Origin of the sequence: Streptomyces sp. MMG1533, from assembly GCF_001279775.1 — a bacterium.
Classification (GTDB): domain Bacteria; phylum Actinomycetota; class Actinomycetes; order Streptomycetales; family Streptomycetaceae; genus Streptomyces.
Genome location: NZ_LGDG01000232.1, coordinates 1 through 17,190 on the forward strand (window position 1 = coordinate 1; position 17,190 = coordinate 17,190).

Annotated in this window: 20 protein-coding genes; 4 read left to right on the forward strand and 16 right to left on the reverse strand. The window is 72.3% G+C overall.

Translation table 11 applies throughout. The features are described 5' to 3' along the window. Positions 1 to 139 precede the first annotated feature (139 nt). Positions 140 to 454 carry an ArsR/SmtB family transcription factor gene (locus ADK57_RS29075; RefSeq protein ID WP_053752577.1) on the reverse strand — a complete coding sequence of 105 codons (315 nt, stop codon included), beginning with the start codon at positions 452 to 454 and terminating at the stop codon, positions 140 to 142. A 99-nt stretch (positions 455 to 553) separates the two neighbouring features. Here ADK57_RS29075 and ADK57_RS29080 point away from each other — a divergent pair, with 99 nt between their 5' ends. From ADK57_RS29080 to ADK57_RS29090, 3 genes are all read left to right on the forward strand, one after another. Further along, entirely contained in the window at positions 554 to 976 is a 423-nt protein-coding gene (locus tag ADK57_RS29080; protein ID WP_053752578.1) for an arsenate reductase ArsC, read from the forward strand. Between the two features lie 62 nt (positions 977 to 1,038). Further along, the gene (locus ADK57_RS29085; protein WP_053752579.1) at positions 1,039 to 1,284 is read left to right on the forward strand and encodes a hypothetical protein; all 246 of its coding nucleotides are present in this window, start codon (positions 1,039 to 1,041) and stop codon (positions 1,282 to 1,284) included. A 237-nt stretch (positions 1,285 to 1,521) separates the two neighbouring features. Beyond that, positions 1,522 to 1,704 (forward strand): hypothetical protein, encoded by a 183-nt coding sequence (locus ADK57_RS29090; RefSeq protein ID WP_053752580.1) that lies wholly within the window; start codon positions 1,522 to 1,524, stop codon positions 1,702 to 1,704. Between the two features lie 7 nt (positions 1,705 to 1,711). Here ADK57_RS29090 and ADK57_RS29095 read toward each other — a convergent pair whose 3' ends face one another. The 5 genes from ADK57_RS29095 to ADK57_RS29115 form a co-directional block, all read right to left on the reverse strand. After that, positions 1,712 to 2,359 carry a hypothetical protein gene (locus tag ADK57_RS29095; protein WP_234390453.1) on the reverse strand — a complete coding sequence of 216 codons (648 nt, stop codon included), beginning with the start codon at positions 2,357 to 2,359 and terminating at the stop codon, positions 1,712 to 1,714. Positions 2,360 to 2,400: 41 nt separating this feature from the next. Then, positions 2,401 to 2,793 (reverse strand): STAS domain-containing protein, encoded by a 393-nt coding sequence (locus tag ADK57_RS29100; RefSeq protein WP_053752581.1) that lies wholly within the window; start codon positions 2,791 to 2,793, stop codon positions 2,401 to 2,403. A gap of 369 nt (positions 2,794 to 3,162) precedes the next feature. After that, entirely contained in the window at positions 3,163 to 3,387 is a 225-nt protein-coding gene (locus ADK57_RS29105) for a hypothetical protein (RefSeq protein ID WP_053752582.1), read from the reverse strand. A 5-nt stretch (positions 3,388 to 3,392) separates the two neighbouring features. Then, complete coding sequence (locus tag ADK57_RS29110; protein WP_053752583.1) at positions 3,393 to 3,977, reverse strand: DUF5994 family protein; 585 nt, start codon at positions 3,975 to 3,977, stop codon at positions 3,393 to 3,395. A 168-nt stretch (positions 3,978 to 4,145) separates the two neighbouring features. Then, positions 4,146 to 4,682, reverse strand: coding sequence for a DUF3515 family protein (locus tag ADK57_RS29115; protein ID WP_234390454.1), 537 nt, complete (start codon positions 4,680 to 4,682; stop codon positions 4,146 to 4,148). A 221-nt stretch (positions 4,683 to 4,903) separates the two neighbouring features. On the opposite strand from ADK57_RS29115, the gene ADK57_RS29120 reads away from it, so the two are divergent. Continuing rightward, positions 4,904 to 6,049, forward strand: a complete 1,146-nt coding sequence (locus tag ADK57_RS29120; protein ID WP_159050165.1) for a LuxR family transcriptional regulator — start codon at positions 4,904 to 4,906, stop codon at positions 6,047 to 6,049. Here ADK57_RS29120 and ADK57_RS29125 read toward each other — a convergent pair. The 10 genes from ADK57_RS29125 to ADK57_RS52045 are packed head-to-tail and all read right to left on the reverse strand — an operon-like array spanning position 6,010 to position 17,177. Continuing rightward, on the reverse strand, positions 6,010 to 7,266 hold the full coding sequence (locus ADK57_RS29125; protein ID WP_053752585.1) for an MFS transporter: 1,257 nt from the start codon (positions 7,264 to 7,266) through the stop codon (positions 6,010 to 6,012). The two genes, ADK57_RS29120 and ADK57_RS29125, sit on opposite strands and share 40 nt — an antisense overlap. Continuing rightward, complete coding sequence (locus ADK57_RS29130; RefSeq protein ID WP_053752586.1) at positions 7,263 to 8,141, reverse strand: isocitrate lyase/phosphoenolpyruvate mutase family protein; 879 nt, start codon at positions 8,139 to 8,141, stop codon at positions 7,263 to 7,265. The genes ADK57_RS29125 and ADK57_RS29130 overlap by 4 nt, the downstream gene beginning before the upstream one ends. Before the next feature lie 32 nt (positions 8,142 to 8,173). Continuing rightward, the gene (locus ADK57_RS29135) at positions 8,174 to 9,412 is read right to left on the reverse strand and encodes an ATP-grasp domain-containing protein (protein ID WP_053752587.1); all 1,239 of its coding nucleotides are present in this window, start codon (positions 9,410 to 9,412) and stop codon (positions 8,174 to 8,176) included. Further along, positions 9,409 to 10,683: an ATP-grasp domain-containing protein gene (locus tag ADK57_RS29140; RefSeq protein ID WP_078973399.1), complete on the reverse strand. Its 1,275-nt coding sequence runs from the start codon at positions 10,681 to 10,683 to the stop codon at positions 9,409 to 9,411. Before ADK57_RS29140 ends, ADK57_RS29135 begins: the two co-directional genes overlap by 4 nt. Next, on the reverse strand, positions 10,673 to 11,869 hold the full coding sequence (locus ADK57_RS29145) for an aminotransferase class I/II-fold pyridoxal phosphate-dependent enzyme (protein ID WP_053752589.1): 1,197 nt from the start codon (positions 11,867 to 11,869) through the stop codon (positions 10,673 to 10,675). The genes ADK57_RS29140 and ADK57_RS29145 overlap by 11 nt, the downstream gene beginning before the upstream one ends. A gap of 51 nt (positions 11,870 to 11,920) precedes the next feature. Then, a complete protein-coding gene (locus tag ADK57_RS29150) occupies positions 11,921 to 12,646 on the reverse strand; it encodes a sulfite exporter TauE/SafE family protein (protein ID WP_053752590.1) in 726 nt (241 codons plus the stop codon). After that, positions 12,643 to 13,416, reverse strand: a complete 774-nt coding sequence (locus tag ADK57_RS29155) for a fumarylacetoacetate hydrolase family protein (protein ID WP_053752591.1) — start codon at positions 13,414 to 13,416, stop codon at positions 12,643 to 12,645. The genes ADK57_RS29150 and ADK57_RS29155 overlap by 4 nt, the downstream gene beginning before the upstream one ends. A gap of 3 nt (positions 13,417 to 13,419) precedes the next feature. After that, complete coding sequence (locus ADK57_RS29160; protein WP_078973400.1) at positions 13,420 to 16,341, reverse strand: FAD-binding and (Fe-S)-binding domain-containing protein; 2,922 nt, start codon at positions 16,339 to 16,341, stop codon at positions 13,420 to 13,422. Beyond that, complete coding sequence (locus ADK57_RS29165; RefSeq protein ID WP_053752592.1) at positions 16,331 to 17,017, reverse strand: 2OG-Fe dioxygenase family protein; 687 nt, start codon at positions 17,015 to 17,017, stop codon at positions 16,331 to 16,333. Before ADK57_RS29165 ends, ADK57_RS29160 begins: the two co-directional genes overlap by 11 nt. A 37-nt stretch (positions 17,018 to 17,054) precedes the next feature. After that, entirely contained in the window at positions 17,055 to 17,177 is a 123-nt protein-coding gene (locus tag ADK57_RS52045; RefSeq protein ID WP_267890784.1) for a hypothetical protein, read from the reverse strand. Between the last annotated feature and the right edge of the window lie 13 nt (positions 17,178 to 17,190).

Sequence of the window (17,190 nt, forward strand, 5' to 3'; positions counted from 1 at the left end):
GCTCGGGGCCGGGGGCGGCGGGGGCCGTGGCGAGCTCCGGCTCCCCTGCTCTGTCGTGCTCGGTGGCCTCGGTGGCGGTCAACAGGTCTCCTCGGTGCAGTCGCCGTAGGGGGCGGGGATGCCATGGGGGCGGCGGGATTCAGGGACAGGACCGCTTGGTGTTGCTCTCGGCGGTGGCGCGCGCCGTCTCCGCGAGGTCGGCGAACTGGCCGGCGAGCGAGGCGATGACATCGGACTTGAGCCGGTAGTAGGTGAACCGGCCGCACGGCTCCGTCTCCACGACCCCGGCCTCGCGCAGCACCTTCAGATGGTTGGAGAGGTTGGTCTGCCTGGCCCCCGTCTCCTCGATCAGGTGGGTGCTGCAGAGCGTCTCCTTGGCGAGCAGAGTGACGATCCGGAGCCGGAGCGGGTCCGCCAGAACCCGCATCAGATCAGTGTCGACCGAGGTCATCATGGACTGATAGTGTCACATCACTACAGACTGATACCAGCCAGGGCTGAACCTCGGGATCCGCATCCCCACCCCTTGATCCACATCACGAAGGAAGAACCGATGCCCTCCTCCGGCCCGCTCGCCTCCGTGCTCTTCGTCTGCGTCCACAACGCCGGGCGCTCACAGATGGCCGCCGGTTTCCTGGACCACCTCGCGGGCGACCGGATCGAGGTCCGCTCCGCCGGGTCCGTCCCGGGTGACCAGGTGAACCCGTCCGCGGTCGAGGCCATGAAGGAGGTCGGCGTCGACATCGCCGACGCCCGGCCGAAGATCCTCACCACCGAGGCCGTCCAGGCGTCCGACTACGTCATCACGATGGGCTGCGGCGACGCCTGCCCGGTCTTCCCCGGCAAGAAGTACCTGGACTGGGCCCTGGAGGACCCGGCGGGCAAGGGTGTCGAGGCCGTCCGCCCCATCCGCGACGAGATCAGGACCCGCATCGAGGCCCTGATCGCCGAGATCGACGCCCGGCAGGACGCGTGAGGGGCATGACCGCCACCCCCCTGGTGTCCGCCGCATGATTCTGAACCTCTTCGACGACGTCCATGATCGGCCCGGCCGGCGAGTTCGGCATCCATGCCGAACGGTGGACGCCGCGGCACGCGACGATCGAGGGATGGGTGGAGTCGCTTGCGCTCCACCACGCGGCGGCCATGTGGCCGAAGCAGATCACCAGGGTCACCGGCGACGACGTCGACGGCATCGCACTGGACGCCCATGAGCCGGTGCCGGAAGTGAGAGGACTGGCGGACACCTGGTGGCGGGGTTCGGACTCGTGGGTGGCGGTGTAGTCGGGCGAGGCCGACTGCCTCTCCGCTCCCCGGATCCGCACCGCGTTCGTCTACTCGGGCCTCGATCTCCCGGACGCGTCCGCCCGGCCGACGTAGGACGGAGGTGGAGCGGGCTACACCCCTCATTGGGGAGAACGCTCTCTCGTGAACGGCAGCCCGCAGACGGGATCGTTGATCTCACAAGGTCAACGGCTCCCCGTCGGGGAGATCCACCACTCTCCCCGAAAGGCACCTCCCGTGAAGGCGATGCTCTCCTCCCGCCCCGTCCTGTGGTTCCTGTTCCTCTTCAACCTCACCGTCGCGCTCGCCGCCCCACTCATCGACGACAGCGCAAAGGGCATCGCCACCAGCATCGGCATGGCAGTCGTCTCCATGGGAGCGGGAGCAGCCCTGTTCAAGGGCCGCCGCCAACGCGCCTGAGCTGCGATCAGTCCGGCCGTTGGGTGCGGTTCTCGTGTGCGAGGGCCTGCGGGTCGGCGATCGTGTGTGGGCCGAGCGGGAGGACCAGGGCGCGGAGGGCGCGGCGTGCCTCCGAGTCCGACGGATGAAGGCTCGCCGGGTCCGACGGGCGGCGGAGGACCTGGCCGATGTCCTCCCATCCCCATGACAGGAAGGCGTCGAGGGCCATGGCGTCGGTCTGGTCGACCAGCGTCGCCCCGAGGGAGGCGTGGTGGTCGGCGAGGAGGCGTTCCTGGAGTCGGCGGGCGAGGTTCCGGTCCTGCGTGTGGGGGTGGATCAGGGTCTCGGTGATCGCGAAGACGTGGCCGGACGCGGTGAGTTGTTCGACGCTGCGGGGAAGGGGGCCGACGAACCCCCGCCACCACGCCCCCTCGCGCCGTACGGGGAATCCGTAGGCGCACCCGGCGAAGGCCGTGTCCTCCGCGATCAGCAGGGCGAACCCGGGCCGGCGGATGTCGCCGGTGAGCCGACGCAGAAACGCCTCCCGGCCTTCGTACTCCTCGCCGGGCCGCGCCCGTGAGGACTCCACGTACAGATCCGCCAGGTCCTCGCGCAGGGTCTCGGCCTGCCAGCGGTTCAGGGGGCGCAGGCGTACCCCGCTCGCAGGTGACGGCATGCGTCCTTCTCGCCGCGACGGCTCCCGCCGGCGCGCGGCCGTCACGGCGCACCGCCCAGGGCGGCGGGGATCAGACGCGAGGCCGTTCGCGCGGCCGGGAGCGGGTCGAGGAGCAGGAAGCCGGAGCCGGTGATCTCGATGACGCGTGTCAGGGTCGACGGCGGCCGGTGCAGTTGCAGGGTCGTTCCCGACTCGGCGGCGAGCAGGGATGCGGTGAGGAAGGCGTTGAGCCCACTGCCGTCGCAGAAGGTGACCGCCGTGAGGTCGACGTCCACGGCTCGGACGCCGTCGCGCAGGCACTCGGCCAGCGCGGTGTGCACCAGCGGGGCCGTGGCGAGGTCGATCTCTCCGGCGAGGGTGATCAGGGCACGGGTGGTGCGGCCGGCACGGGCGGTGCGGTCGTGCCGGTACACGTTCAGTCGGGGATGGACCATGGCTCCTCGGTTTGGTGGTCCGCCGGAGAGAGCGCCGCACGGAGGGGCCGGATACGACCCTCGTGGCGCACCGCCGATACGGGGTGGCGTGCCGCCGGGGGCTGGGGCGTCCTGTCGGGTTCGACGACTGGTTTTGCCGGTTTCGACAACTGATTCCTGTCCGGAAACTGATTCCTGTCCGGATCTACGACCGGTCCTGTCCGGTTCTACGACCGCCGGTCCGATCCCGTTCCACGACCGGTCCTGTCCGGTTCCACGACCGGTCCTGTCCGGTTCCACGACCGGTCCTGTCCGGTTCCACGACCGGCCCTGTCCGGTTCCACGACCGCCGGTCCGATCCCGTTCCACGACCGGTCCCGTCCGGTTCCACTACCGGTCGGGAGCGTCGGCCGTCCGTTGGCCCTTCCGGACGCGGCGCCGGGTGCGAAGTGACTTCCACGGACGGGGTGCCGCCGGTACCCGGAGAGCCGGTCGAGGCGAGCTGTAGCGGAAGGCGGCGATGCGCTGGTCGTGCTGCGAGTTGAGCAGGTGGATGAGGAGCACGCCCAGGGCGATCATCGCCAGGATCACGGCCACGGTCACGAAGATCTCCATCGTCCTCACCTTCCCGTCGGCTGATTCCGTGGCGCGTGGGTGCCTGCCTCATGCCCTCCCTCGGAGTCCCAGACCGCTTCCACGGCCCGGTCGTCGTCGTTCTCCGCCCCGGTGAGCAGGAGTGCCGCCTCCTCCTCCATCAACCGGCTCGCGGTCGCCGTGCGCCGCGGGTCGCTCGCGGCGGCCATCAGCCGGGCGGCCGAGGCCGGAGGCGTCTGCGGCGGGATCACCAGCAGATTCCAGCGGCCCACGTGGTACGAGAGGAGCAACAGCTCGTGCGCGTCCTGCTCGGCGCGGAACCAGCCCACCTTCACCACGTGGCCGGCGACGGGCGCCTTGCGGGGGACGGTCGACCAGTGGATGGGGTTCACGGTGACACGGGTGATCCGCCCCCACAGCGGATCGAGTACGGCCGTCAGGGAGGGGAGTTCGGCCCCGAGGTCACGGGAACGGGGCCACCAGGCGCCGTCCAGAAGAGCCGGCGCGGAGCCGACGGGAGCCAGGGACAGGCGAAGAGAGGGGGCCGAGGGCCGGTCTTCGAGTGCCGAGAGCGCCGAGTTGGCCGACGAGTGGGTGATGGTCGCAATCATGACGCGGACCCTGCCCCGGACCGGCCGCAACCGGCCCGGCGTCTTCGATCGCCGAAAACGACACAGGCGTGGAAGCCGGTGCGCGAAATATCCTCGGTAACCGCCAGCTTACTCCTCGGACCCGGCGAGCGGACCGTGCCGGACGCACGGGCTCGGCCCCCCAACCGGTCAGGAGACGGTCGGCGGCACGTCCGCCACGCTGACGCACTTGTTCTTCTGCCTGATCGGCTCGACCGCGTGACTCAGCTCGACCAGCACCTCGTCGATCGCCCCGACCCGGTCCGAGACGGTGAGTTCGACGGCCGGGTCGCGGCCGTAGGTGATGAGGACCTTCTCGCCGGCGCGGGACCGTGCCTCGCGCCAGACCCAGTCGACCTCGTCGATGGTGAGGCACGGGTCGACGGTCGCGGCGGGTGGGCGCAGGCCGCAGCGCAGGACGACCGTTCCGTCGCCCCAGACGGCGACGCCGGGGAGGGTGACATCGGCCCGGCGCTGTCCGCCGACGCCGTCCGGGGAGTCCTTCGCGACGCGGGCACACTCCGGGGCGTCGCCCCGCGGTGCCGCCTCCAGGCCGAAGGCGGGCGAGTTCACCTCGTGCACCACCAGGGCGGCCCCCGCGACCAGTCCGGCCGCCGCGGCCAGGACGACGGCAGTGCGTGCACGGCCGGAACGCCGCAGCAACGGCACCGGCAACGACAACCTCATCAGCTCTCCCCCGTGAGAACGATCAAGGAAAATGGCCAACTTCTCCTGGCCGGACCGTACATTCACCACCGCACACGGAGAAACTCCACCCCCTCTGTGGACCGCAGCGCAAGAAAAGCGCCAAGGAGACAGCCATCACAGGACTGTCAAGTGTCATGCATGGCGTGTGCGGTTAACTTTTGAAGATGATGGCGTGCTGATGGCCACAGTTCGGGGGAGTCGTGACGGAACAAGGCATGTGGGTGGACGAGCAGGGCGGGTGGCCGCTGCGGCAGGAGGACATCGAGGCGTACGCCTCGCTGCTGCCGCGGCTGCCGGGACCGATCGACGGGGCGGCACCGCCGGACGCGGTACGGCGGCTCGTGGCGAGCGGACTGCTGCACCGCAGCGACGGAGACGACGGCGATGGCGATGGCGATGGCGATGGCGACGGTAGCGACGCTGGCGACGGCGACAGTCACGGCACGGGCAGTGCCACGTACATGGCCGTGAACCCCGGCCACGTCTGCAGCAGACGGGCGGCGAAGATCCTCGAAGAGGCGCAGGAGGTCGTCGGGCGGCTGATGCGCAGTCAGGAGACACTGGCGCCGGCGGTGGAGGCCTACCGTCGGCACCGGGACTCCGGCGGGTACGAGGTGCACTCGGGGCTCGCGCACATCAACGCCGCCATCGAGATCGCCACCCGCGAGTGCCACGAGGAGATCCTGACCTCGCAGCCGGGTGGCCCGCGCTCGGCGGAGGTGCTCGCGGACTCGCTGCCGCCGACGCTCGCGATGCTCGGCCGTGGGGCCCGGATGAAGACGATCTACCAGCACAACGCGCGGACCAGCGCCGCCACCCGGGCCTATGTGCGCACCATCGAGGAGCACGGCGCCGAAGTGCGCACCCTGGACGAGAACTTCGACCGGCTGATCATCTTCGACCGCAAGGTCGCCTTCATCCCCAGCACGGCCGACCGCACGGTGGCCGTCGAGGTGCGGATCCCGGCCGTCGTCGACTTCCTCGCGGTCGCCTTCGAACGGTCCTGGATCCGGGCCGTCCCCTTCACCCCGCCGGGCCGGGACAGGGTGACGGCCCGGATAACCGACGAACTGGAACTGGCCATCCTGCGGCACGTGGTGGCCGGCGACAAGGACGCGGTGACCGCCCAGCAGCTCGGGATCAGCGTCCGGCGCTGCCAGGAGTACATCGCCCGGCTCTCGGCCCGGTTCGGCAGCCGCAGCCGTGCGCAGTTGGGGTATCTGATCGCCAAGTCGGGGGTGCTGGAAGCGGACTCGGCGGAGATTCCGGAGAGCGCCGCGTGCACGAAGGCGGTGCCGGGCTCGGTTCACGTGTCCCGCTTTCCTGCCTTCTCCGGCGCCGACTGACGCGAGTAAGCGGACCGGCGCGCGTCAGCGGACCGGCGCGCGGACACCGCGTACGCCGTCACCACCCCGGCACCCAGCACCAGGCACCCGGCCCACAGGGCGTCCCCGCCCCACGTCTCGCGCACGGTCATGCCCAGCGGCGCGCCCAGCACCAGACCGAGGTTCCACACGAACTGGTACGCGCCCTGATAGGAGCCCGCGCCGCCCTCGGGCGCGTGCCGCACCAGGAACGCCGACGCCTGCGGCACCAGGAGGATCTCGCCGAGTGTCCACACGGTCAGGGCGAGGGCGTACGACCATGCGCTCCCGGCGATCGCGTTGGCGCCGAAGCCGACGGCCACCAGGAGGCCGGCGAGGACGAACTGGGCGTCCATGCCGAGCCGTTCGGCCTGCCGGGAGATGACGGGCTGGAGGACGATGATCAGCAGGCCGTTGAGGGCGACGACCAGGCCGTAGGTGTGCGGGGCGAGGCCGTGGGCGGCCATGTCCAGGGGCAGCGTCGACTGCTTCTGGAGGTAGATCAGGGCGAGGCAGAAGGACAGGAACAGGAAGCGGGCGACCGGGCCGGAGCGGAAGGGGGCGAGCAGGCCGCGGACCGGGGAACGCACCGGGCCGGCCCCCGGCTCCCGGTCGGGAAGCCGCAGTGCCACCGCGCCGTAGCCCACGGCCGTCACGACGTTGAGGACGATCAGCCACACCGGATCCCACTCCAGCAGGACGCCGGAGACCGCGGGCGAGACCGCCGCGCCGATGTTGGACGCCCAGTAGAGCAGCCCGAACGCCCGCACGTGCGCGGCCTGCGGCAGCTCGCGGGAGACCACGACCGCCCCGGCCGGCTTGTGCAGGGTGGACGCACAGCCGGACAGCAGGACCACCCCGGCCAGCACCTCGGCGCGCTGGGTGCAGGCCAGGGCGGTGGAGGCGGCCAGGGACACGGCCTGCGAGAGCAGTACGGCCGTCCGCGGCCCGACCCGGTCGGCCAGCGCCCCGCCCACCGGCGACCCCGCCACCGACCCGGCGCCCCACAGCCCGACCAGCACACCGATGGTGCCGGTGGACAGGCCCGTCACGGCGGCCAGGTACAGGGACAGGAACGCCGGGACGAGGATGCCGAGCCGGTTGAGCAGCGTCCCGGCGAACAGCAGCCAGAACACGGGCGGGAGCGGCCGCCTGGCATCGGCCGCTCCCTCCGGGGACGCCGTGCGCACCACCGTCATGCCGATTCCAGCTCCTGCCACTCGGCCAGGCCCTGCAGCGCGAAGATGTCCTTCACGGAGGCGATCCGGTCCTCCAGCTCGGTGGTCGCGCCCCGGTCGACGATCGTGCCGAAGGTCTCGCGCAGGGCGCGGATCGTGGCGCGCAGACCCTGGTTGGCGTAGATCACCGTGGACACACCGGCCTTGACGGCGTCGTCGATGTGCCAGTCGGGGTAGGTCGTGGGGACGACCACGACCGGCGCCCGGTCCTGCCACTCGGCGAGGAAGGCCAGCACCTGCTCGTTGGTGGGCTTCTTGGAGTGCACGAGGACGGCGTCGGCGCCCGCGTCGACGTAGGCGTGGCAGCGTTCCAGGGCGACCTCGACGCCGAGTCCGTCGATCAGGGCCTCGGTGCGGGCGATGACGAAGAAGTCCTCGGTGCGCTGAGCCTGCTTGGCGACGCGCAGCTTGGAGGCGAAGGTCTCGGTGTCGAGGAGGGTGTGGGAGGTCGCGACGAAGCTGTTCATCTTGGGGAACTGCTTGTCCTCGATGGCGACGGCGGTGATCCCGGCGGCCTCGTACTCGCGGACCATGTGGGCGACGTTGAGGTTGTTGCCGTAGCCGGTGTCGACGTCGGCGACGACCGGGATGCCGAGGGCCTTCTGCGTGTTCGCGGCGGCCTCCAGGTACTCGGTCATCGTCAGCACGCTGGCGTCGGGCAGGCAGCGGGCGGCGGACACCTCGAGGCTGGACGCCCACACGGCGTCGAACCCGGCGGCCTCGGCGAGCCGGCCGCCCAGCGCGTCGTGTGCGCCGGCGACCCGTACCGCGCTCCCGGCGGCCCGACGTGCGGCGAGGACCGAGCGGAAGGTGGGGTGGGGGGTGGACTTGAGCATGGCGGTGCTCCTTCTGGTGGGGGTCGGTGTTCTCAGAGGGACGCGGTGACCGTGATGGCGTCCGCCGCCTCCCGGGCCCGCCGCAGGGCCTGCGGCCCTGTCGGGGCGACGGCGACGACATGGCCGTAGCGGGCGGTGTTGTTGGGGAGGGCGGGCACGCGGGTGCCGGGTTCGACGTACAGGGCGACGTCGACGACCCCGGGCAGCCTGGCCGCGGTGCCGGCTCCGGCGACGGCGGAGACGACGCCTTCCGCCGCCGGGAGGAAGGCGACGGCGGCGGCCTGGTGGGTTCCGGGCGCGGGCAGCGGGCGTACGGGGTCCAGGTGCATCGCGACGAGTTCGGCGGGGATGTCCACGCCGGTGCTCAGCGCGACCAGCCGGGTGATCCGGTCGCCCGCCGGGCGGCAGTTGATCTCGATGAGCCGCGGGCCGTCGGCGGCCAGCCGGAGTTCGACGTGCGCGGCGCCGAAGTCGAAGCCGACGGCTGCCAGGGAACGGGCGGCGACCTCGGCGCAGTGTTCGTCGAGTCCGGAGCCGAGGGCGGCGGGCACGTGGTGGCCGGTCTCGCAGAAGTACGGCAGTTCGCCGAGCTCCTTGAAGGTGACCGCGAGCACGGACACCACGCCGCCGCGCACCAGCACCTCGACGCTGACCTCGGGCCCGTCGACGTACTCCTCGACGAGCGCGGCCGGGATCTTGCGCTGGCCGCGCTCGTTGTGGGTGTCCTTCAGCAGCAGCCGTACGTGGTCGGCGGCGTCCTCCGGAGCCCGGCACAGGCGTACGCCGTTGCTGCCGCCGTCGTCGAGGGGCTTGACCACGCAGGGGTACGCGAGGCCGAGGCCGTACACCTCCTCCGGTGCCTCGACGCGGGCGAAGCCCGGCACCGGCACGCCCGCCGCCGCGCACAGCCGCCGGGTGGCGGACTTGTCGCGTGCCGCGCGGACCCCGGCCGGGTCGGGGCCGGGCAGCCCGAGGGTGCGGGAGGCCTCGGCGCCGCTGATCATGTGCCACTCGCCGACGGCGACGATCGCGTCCGCGGGGTGGTCGAGGCCGCGTACGGCGGTGACGACGGCGGCCGGGTCGTTGGTCTCGCAGGTGACGACCTCGTCGACCTGGGAGAGGTCGAGGCGTTCGTGGCCGGGCGCGAGGTACATCGGCAGGTCCCGGGTGAGGAAGGTGACCCGGTGTCCGGCCCGCCGGGCGGCGGCGAGGGCCTCGTAGCCGCTGCCGGTGAGGTTGCTCTCCAGGAAGACGACGTGCCGGCCGCTCATGGCGTGGCCTCCGGCTCCCGCACGACGAACAGCTCCTCGCTCAGCTTCTGCAACTCGGCGAGATCCGCGAGGAGTTGCTCGGGCGAGTCGGCGCGCAGTTCGATCCGCAGGGGTGATCCGGCGCCCTCGTGGCGGGGCTGGACCAGGTCGCCGGGGTGCTTGTACACGTCGACCTGGGCGGTGGACTCCAGGGCGCGCACCAGGTCCAGGCCGGCGTACTCGACGAGGGTTCCGGCCCGTTCCGGGTAGGGCGTGACGACGGCGGCGGCGCCGTCGCGCACCCGGGCGACCGAGGGGGCCACACCGCGCAGGACGTCCCGGTAGCCGGCGATGAGGTTGATGCCGTACGCCTCGCGCAGCAGGGGCGCCCGGTTGGCGCCGGGCCGGCCGGCCACCTCGATCAGGCGGGGGCCGGTGGGTCCGTGCACGAACTCGACGTGGGCGAGGCCGCGTCGGATGCCGAGGGCGCGGACGGCGTCGGCGGCCAGGGCGCGCATCCGCTCCCGTTCGGGGGGCGTGAGGCGGGTGGCGGTGACGCGGGCGAAGTGGTGGAAGTCGGTGCCGCCGAGGTCGGTGCCGGTGACGACGTCGACGACCGGGGTCGTCCACACCCGCTCTTCGAGGACGAGGCACTCCACGGAGTGGTTGGTGCCGGTGAGGAACTCCTCGACGAGGATCTCCGCCGGGGTGTCCGTGATGCGCTGGCCGGCGCTGAACTCCGGCAGGGTGGCGGCCAGTTCGCGATAGGCGGCGACCAGCTCCGCCGGGTTCTCGCAGCGGGAGACGAAGTAACTCCCCCACAGGTTGCCGGGCTTGAGCACGACCGGGTAGCCGGTGGCGTCGGCGAAGGCGAGCAGCTGCTCCTCGCCGGTGACGACGGCCGAGCGGGCCGAGGCGTGTTCCCCGACGTGCTCGGCGAACCGTCGCCGCATCTCGCTCTTGCTGCGGACGGCCGCCGCGGCCTCGCCGCTCATGGCGGGCAGCCCGAGCCGCCCGCAGACCTCCGCCCACAGCGGCACGAGCGTCTCGTCGACGTTCAGCACGGCCTCGATCCGCCAGGTCCGGCCGATCTCCTCGATGTGCCGGACGACCGCGTCGGCGCCGTCGGCGAACCGGGTCCGCTCGACGAGGGCGAACTCCTCGGGTTCGAGGGTGTGCACGCTCTCGGAGTCCCGCAGCACGCCGAGCGCGACGCCACGGTCGAGCAACCCGGCGTAGAACTCGGGCCGTTGGACGGCGCCGAAGTACAGCACGAGAGGTTCACTCGACATGGGTCATCACCTCCCGCAGCGAGTCCAGTCCCTCGGCGATCCGGTCCTCCGCGATCGCGTACGACAGCCGTACGAAGCCCTCGGCGCCGAAGGCGGTGCCCGGGGTGACGGCGATGCGGGCCTGTTCCATGAGGACGCCGGTGAGGGTGTCGGTGTCCGGGACCGGGACACCGCCGACCTTGCGGCCGAGGACCTCGCGGACGTCGAGGAAGTAGTAGAAGGCGCCCTCGGGGGTGGTGGCGGGGCGGATGTGGTCGATGGTCGCGAACGCTTCGGCGACGCGCGCGTGCCGGTGGGCGAGGATGTCGCGGGCCTGCGCGGTGAAGCCGTCCAGCTCGCCGCGGGCGGCGGGCAGCAGGGCGTGCTGGACGACGCTGGTGACGTTCGACGCGGTGTGGCTCTGCAGGTTCTTCAGGACGTCGATGATCGCGCGAGGTCCGTGCACGTGGCCGGCCCGCCATCCGGTGACGGCGAAGCTCTTGGAGAACGATCCGATGCCGACGGTGAGTTCGCGGGCCTCGGGTACCAGGGCGGCGGGATGGGCGTGTTCGACGCCCGGCAGAACAAGCTCGCCGTAGCACTCGTCGAAGACGATCCACACCCTGTGGGCGACCGCCCAGGCGGCGATCCGGGCCAGCTGCTCGGGCGGGCAGACCGCGCCGGTCGGGTTGTTCGGGGTGTTGAGAACCAGCATGCGGGTGCGTGGGGTGCGCAGCGCCTCCAGGCGATCCACGTCCGGCACGAACCCGGTGTCCGACGTCTGAACCGCGACGGGCTCGCCGCCCGCGATCCGGATCTGCGCGGCGAAGGTCCCCCAGCCCGGGTTCGGCACCAGCGCCTCGTCGCCCGGGTCGAGCAGGGCGAGGGCGGCGAGGTGCAGACCGTGCTTGGCACCGGTGGTGACGATCACCTCGGCGGGCTCGTACGACACCCCCGACAGGCGGCTGATCCGCTCGGCCAGCGCCGCGCGCAGGGCGGGCAGTCCGGCGGTGTCGGTGTAGCGGTGGGTGTCGGCATCGGCAGCCACGTGCAGAGCACGCAGGACTTCGGCGGGCGGGGCGAGATCCAGCTCCCCCGCCGCGAAGTTGACGATCTCGACGCCCTGGGCGCGAAGGGCCTCGGCCTTGTTACGAGTGCCGGACGTCTTGGATCCGGACACGGAGTGCGCACGAGCGGCCAGGCGCATGCGGGGCTCCTATCTGTGGGGGGAGGAACGTGAAGGGGACGGGATGGGCTCTCACCCCGCGACCACCCCCGCCAGCACCGACACCGAGCTGACGACCAGCAGTCCCAGCACCGCCCGCCGGAACCTCTCGGAGTCGAAGCGGGCGAAGATGCGTTCGCCGACGAAGATGCCGATGAACAGGGCGGGGACACCGGCCAGGAGGGCCCAGCCGACCTTGGAGGTGAGCTGGCCGCTGATGCCGAAGCCGGCCAGGGAGGCGAGGCTCGTGCCGGAGAAGACGACGCCCAGGGTGGCCCGTTGGACGCGTGGCGGCAGGTTGAGGCTCTGCATCGCGGCGACCATGGGCGGGCCGTCGATGCCGGTCGAGGCGAAGGACGCGCCGGAGAACGCGCTGATCCAGGCGACCGCGCCGAGCCCGCCGCGCACGGTGACCCGGCGCCACACCATCACCGTGCACAGCAGCACCACGACCGCGATGACCAGCGACAGCGCCCGTGCGGGCAGCACGTGCAGCAGCCACACCCCGAACGGCACTCCCGCCAGGCCCGCGCCCAGCGCGACGGCGGTGATCCGCTGGTGGACGTGGCGCCAGTCCCGTACGGCGATCCACAGGCTGAGCGGCGCCGCCATGATCGCGGCGACGACGACGGCGGTCACCGGGTCGAGCAGCAGTGTCAGCGGCGGCACGGCGACCAGGGAGAAGCCGAAGCCGGCGGTGGTGCGGATGACGGACGCGAGGGTGAGGACGAGGAAGACCCCGAGGACGGCGGCCGTCATATCGCGCGCACCACGGTGTTGGTGAGCTCTCCGACGCCCTCGACCGCGATCGTCACCGTGTCGCCGGGGTGCATCCGGGAGACGCCCGCCGGGGTGCCGGTGAGGATGACGTCGCCGGGCAGCAGGGTCATCGCGGCGCTGATGTGGGCGATCAGCTCGTGCACCGGACGGACCATCTGGTGGGTGCCGCCCTCCTGCCGGAGTTCGCCGTTGACGGTGGCGGTGACCCGCAGCGCGGCGGGATCCAGCTCGGTCTCCACCCACGGGCCGAGCGGACAGAAGGTGTCCGAGCCCTTGGCCCGCCACCACTGGCCGTCCGGTTTCTGCAGGTCGCGGGCGGTGACGTCGTTGGCGCAGGTGTAGCCGAGCAGCGCCCCGGGCACGTCCTCGGGCTTCAGGCCGCGGCAGCGGACCCCGATGACGGCCGCCAGCTCCGCCTCGTGGTGGAGTTCCTCGGTGTACTCCGGGAAGACGATGTCCGCCCCGGGCCCGACCACGCTGGTGGACGGCTTGAGGAAGATCAGCGGCCGCTGCGGAACCTGGTTGCCCAACTCGGCCGCGTGGGCGGCGAAGTTGCGGCCGACCGCGACGACCTTGGAGGGCTCGACGGGGGCGAGGAGAGTCACCTCGCCGAGGGGGCGGGCCGGACCGTCGGCCGCCCGGTGCTCCCCGTACGGGTCGCCGTCGAGCGGGGTGATCAGCTCTCCGGCGCCGAGGACGCCGTACGACACCTCCCCGGTTTCCGTCTCCTGGTACCTCACGATGCGCATGCGTTACCCGTTCCTTCGCTGTGCTGGTGTTGCCGGTGTGTCACGCCCGGTCCCCAAGGCCTTGCGCAGCAGCCCCGCCAGATGGGTGGCGCTGCGCTCGGTGCCCTGGGAGATCTGCGTACGGCAGGAGAAGCCGTCCGCGATGATCATGGCGTCCTCGCCGGCCGCCCGGACCTTGGGGTACAGCTCGCGCTCCGCCGAGGACTGGGAGACCTCCCAGTGCCCGGTCTCGAAGCCGAAGTTGCCCGCGAGGCCGCAGCAGCCGGCGCCGACGACGTCGGTGTCCACGCCGAGCCGCTTGAGGACGGCGAGTTCGGCGCCGTGGCCGGGGCCCGCCTCGGTGTGGCAGTGCGGCTGGAGTACGGCGTCCTGGTCGAGGGTGCCGAAGGGCCACTCGCCCTCGTGCCGGGCGACGAGTTCGGCGAGCGTCGTCGTCTGCGCGGCGAGGCGGCGCGCGGTGTCGGAGTCGGGCAGCAGCTCGACGGACTCCTCGCGCAGCGCCTGTGTGCAGGACGGTTCGACGCCGACGACCGTGCGTCCGGCCGCCAGATGCTGCTCCAGGGACTTCAGGGAGCGGCCCAACACGGACCGGGCGACGCCCAGTTGCCCCGTGGAGTACCAGGTCAGGCCGCAGCAGACCGGGCCGTCCGGCAGCACGACGTCGTAGCCGAGCGCCTCCAGCACCTCGACGGTGTCCTGGGCGCCCTTCGGGTCGAGGTAGTTGGAGAAGGTGTCGGGCCACAGCACGACGGTCTCCCTCGTGGCGCCCGGTTTCGTGGCGCTCACTTCCGTGACGCCCACTGCGGATCGTCGGCCCCGGAACCACTGCCGGAACGTACGCGGAGCAAGCTCCGGCAGGTCCCGTCGCGTCTCCAGACCGGCGATCCGCAGCAGCCCGCGGGCGATCCGCGGCCGCTTCGTGAACGCGGTGAGGACGCCGGGTGCGAGCGAGGCGAGCCGCCCGAGCAGTGGCAGCCAGCCCAGCACGTAGTGCGCCCTGGGCCGGAGCCGTCCCTTGTAGTGCTGGTGCAGGAACTCCGCCTTGTACGACGCCATGTCGACGTTGACCGGGCACTCGCTCTTGCACGCCTTGCACGACAGACACAGGTCGAGCGCCTCGCGGACCTCGTCCGAACGCCAGGCGTCCGGCAGGGTCTCGCCGCGCAGCATCTCGCCGAGCACCCGGGCCCGGCCGCGCGTGGAGTGCACCTCGTCGCCGGTGGCCTGGAAGGACGGGCACATCGCGCCGGTGGCGTTGCGGCAGCTGCCGACGCCGATGCAGCGGCGTACCGCGCCCGCCATCGAGCCCCGGTCGGCGGAGAGGGTGAGCAGCGGCAGCGCGTGCCTGTCGTGGCCCGGCCCGGGGCGCACGGAGGCGTCCAGCGGGGCCGGGTCGACCAGGATGCCCGGGTTGAGCAGCCCGTCGGGGTCCCAGATGCGCTTGAACTCGCGGAATGCGCCGAGGAGTTCGGGCGAATACGTGCGGGTGAGCAGCTCGGAGCGGGCCCGCCCGTCCCCGTGCTCGCCGGACGCGCAGCCGCCGTGCGAGACGGCGATGTCGGCGGCGGCCTCGATGAAGGTGCGGTAGTCGGCGATGCCGGCCCGGCCGGTGAGGTCCCAGTCGACGCGCAGATGCAGACAGCCCTCGCCGAAGTGGCCGGTGATGGTGCCCTGCCGTTTCCGCTCGGCCATCAGGGCGTGCAGGTCCTTCAGGTACCCGGCGAGGTTCTCGGCCGGTACCGCGGAGTCCTCCCAGCCGGGCCAGGCCTCCCGCCCGTCGGCCATGCGGGTGGCGATGCCGGCGCCGTTGCGGCGGATGCTCCACAGGGCGTCGGTGCGTGCCGGGTCGGCGAAGACCTCGAAGCGGGCGCCGGTCTCCCGCCCGACGCGCCGGGCCCGGGCCTCGGCGTCGGCCTGGTCGGCACCCTCGATCTCGCAGTACAGCCAGGCCCCGCCGGGCGGCAGCAGGTCGACGCCCTCGGCGCGGCCGGGCCGTGCGCGCAGCGCGTCCACCAGGGCCGCGTCCATGCCCTCGACGGTCAGCGCACCGGCCCGCGCCAGGGCGGGGGCGGCGGAGGCGGCGTCGTAGACGTCGGGGAAGCCGAGGACCAGCAGCGCCCGGGCGGCGGGCACCGGCACCAGGCCGATGGTCGCGCCGAGGACGATGCCGCAGGTGCCCTCGGAGCCGACCAGGGAGCGGGCCACGTGGAAACCGTGCTCGGGCAGCAGCCGGTGCAGCCCGTAGCCGGAGACCTGGCGGCTGAAGCGGCCCAACTCGGTGCGGATCCCGGCGAGATGGGCATCCCGCAGATCCCGCAGCCGTACGTCGAGTGCCGGGTCGCCGGTCGTGCCCGCGCCCACGCTGAGCAGCTGTCCGTCGGCGCGCAGCACGTCGACGCGTTCGGTGATGTCGGCGGTGGTGCCCCAGGCCACGGAGTGCGGCCCGCAGGCGTGGTTGCCGATCATGCCGCCGATGGTGCAGCGCGAGTACGTCGACGGGTCCGGGCCGACGGTCAGCCCGTGCTCGGCGGCCCGCGCCCGGACGGCACCGAGGACCGCGCCGGGCTGCACGGTCGCCGTACGGGCGTCCGGGTCGACGGCCGTGATGCGGTTCATGTGCCGGGAGAAGTCCAGCACCAGGCCCGGGCCGATGGCGTTGCCCGCGATGGAGGTGCCGCCGCCGCGGGAGGTCACGCCGACCCCGTGGGCCGCGGCGACCGCCACGGCGGTGGCGGCCTCCTCGGCGTCACGGGGCTCGACGACGGCGCCCGGCACGACCCGGTAGATCGACGCGTCCGCGGTGTACGCGGACCTGGTCAGGGCGTCGGTGCGGGCCCCGGGCAGCCGCTGGGCCAGCTCCCGCAGGAAGCCCTCCGGGACGGCTGCCCCGACGGTCGGCGCGCTGGGCGAAACGTCAGCCGTCATGGCGCGGGAAGAAGTCGACGAGCAGCATGTCGCGGACACCGCTGCGGTATCCGTCGGCCGGCTCGATCGCGTCGACGCCGTGGAAGACCCGGCGGTCGTCGATGATGATCGTCTCGAACGGCTCGGTCAGCGTGGTGCGCAGCAGGGGCCGGTGCTCCCGGTCGTAGATCTGCGAGGTGCCGCCCTGGACTCCGCTGCGGCCCATGAAGACCTGGGCGACGAAGTGGTGGCCGTCCTCGTGGATGCCTTCGGGGGCGGGCAGGCCCTCGGCGTCGCGGGTGGCGGTGATGCGGATCTGGTGGAGGCCGACGCCGCCGTTCTCCCGGTCGAACTCGCCGGGCAGCCGGTCGGCGAGGGCGGCGACGAGGGTGCGCAGCACGGCGGAGGACGCGGACTCCTCGGCGAGCGGCGGGAAGTGCCGGTCGATGCCGCCGACGAAGGCGTTGACCTCGACGGACTGGTGGAAGGCGCCCTGCGCGTCGGGCTCCATGCGGTCGACGCCGCGGAACGAGCCGTAGCGGCGGCGCCGGAAGTCGGCGCCGTCCTTCAGGTAGGCGTCGACGGGCAGGTCCTCCCAGGTCTCCCGGAAGGACTTCAGCTCCTCCTCGGAGTGTGCGGCCAGGGCGCCGAGCGTCTCGGCGGCGGGTATGTGCAGGTACGGCGCGGCGGTGGTCATCAGGTCTCCCCCTAAGGCGACAGGCTCGGGCAACGGCTCAGACGGCGGACGGCGCGGCGGGCCGGGCGACGTCCCAGCCGATGTCGGTCTCGAGCGCGGATGCGCCGGTGAGCAGGAGGGCCCCGAGGACGGTGGCCGGTATCAGCAGACGGCGAAGCACGGTGGTACTGCCT

What these genes read in the sequence shown, in the direction of transcription:
- ADK57_RS29145 (WP_053752589.1), bottom strand. Translation starts at nt 11,869, where the DNA reads ATGCGCCTGGCCGCTCGTGCGCACTCCGTGTCCGGATCCAAGACGTCC.
- ADK57_RS29095 (WP_234390453.1), bottom strand. Translation starts at nt 2,359, where the DNA reads ATGCCGTCACCTGCGAGCGGGGTACGCCTGCGCCCCCTGAACCGCTGG.
- ADK57_RS29150 (WP_053752590.1), bottom strand. Translation starts at nt 12,646, where the DNA reads ATGACGGCCGCCGTCCTCGGGGTCTTCCTCGTCCTCACCCTCGCGTCC.
- ADK57_RS29110 (WP_053752583.1), bottom strand. Translation starts at nt 3,977, where the DNA reads ATGATTGCGACCATCACCCACTCGTCGGCCAACTCGGCGCTCTCGGCA.
- ADK57_RS29085 (WP_053752579.1), top strand. Translation starts at nt 1,039, where the DNA reads ATGATCGGCCCGGCCGGCGAGTTCGGCATCCATGCCGAACGGTGGACG.
- ADK57_RS29135 (WP_053752587.1), bottom strand. Translation starts at nt 9,412, where the DNA reads ATGAGCGGCCGGCACGTCGTCTTCCTGGAGAGCAACCTCACCGGCAGC.
- ADK57_RS29140 (WP_078973399.1), bottom strand. Translation starts at nt 10,683, where the DNA reads ATGTCGAGTGAACCTCTCGTGCTGTACTTCGGCGCCGTCCAACGGCCC.
- ADK57_RS29130 (WP_053752586.1), bottom strand. Translation starts at nt 8,141, where the DNA reads ATGCTCAAGTCCACCCCCCACCCCACCTTCCGCTCGGTCCTCGCCGCA.
- ADK57_RS29080 (WP_053752578.1), top strand. Translation starts at nt 554, where the DNA reads ATGCCCTCCTCCGGCCCGCTCGCCTCCGTGCTCTTCGTCTGCGTCCAC.
- ADK57_RS29155 (WP_053752591.1), bottom strand. Translation starts at nt 13,416, where the DNA reads ATGCGCATCGTGAGGTACCAGGAGACGGAAACCGGGGAGGTGTCGTAC.
- ADK57_RS29160 (WP_078973400.1), bottom strand. Translation starts at nt 16,341, where the DNA reads ATGACGGCTGACGTTTCGCCCAGCGCGCCGACCGTCGGGGCAGCCGTC.
- ADK57_RS29125 (WP_053752585.1), bottom strand. Translation starts at nt 7,266, where the DNA reads ATGACGGTGGTGCGCACGGCGTCCCCGGAGGGAGCGGCCGATGCCAGG.
- ADK57_RS29115 (WP_234390454.1), bottom strand. Translation starts at nt 4,682, where the DNA reads ATGAGGTTGTCGTTGCCGGTGCCGTTGCTGCGGCGTTCCGGCCGTGCA.
- ADK57_RS29105 (WP_053752582.1), bottom strand. Translation starts at nt 3,387, where the DNA reads ATGGAGATCTTCGTGACCGTGGCCGTGATCCTGGCGATGATCGCCCTG.
- ADK57_RS29100 (WP_053752581.1), bottom strand. Translation starts at nt 2,793, where the DNA reads ATGGTCCATCCCCGACTGAACGTGTACCGGCACGACCGCACCGCCCGT.
- ADK57_RS29165 (WP_053752592.1), bottom strand. Translation starts at nt 17,017, where the DNA reads ATGACCACCGCCGCGCCGTACCTGCACATACCCGCCGCCGAGACGCTC.
- ADK57_RS29075 (WP_053752577.1), bottom strand. Translation starts at nt 454, where the DNA reads ATGATGACCTCGGTCGACACTGATCTGATGCGGGTTCTGGCGGACCCG.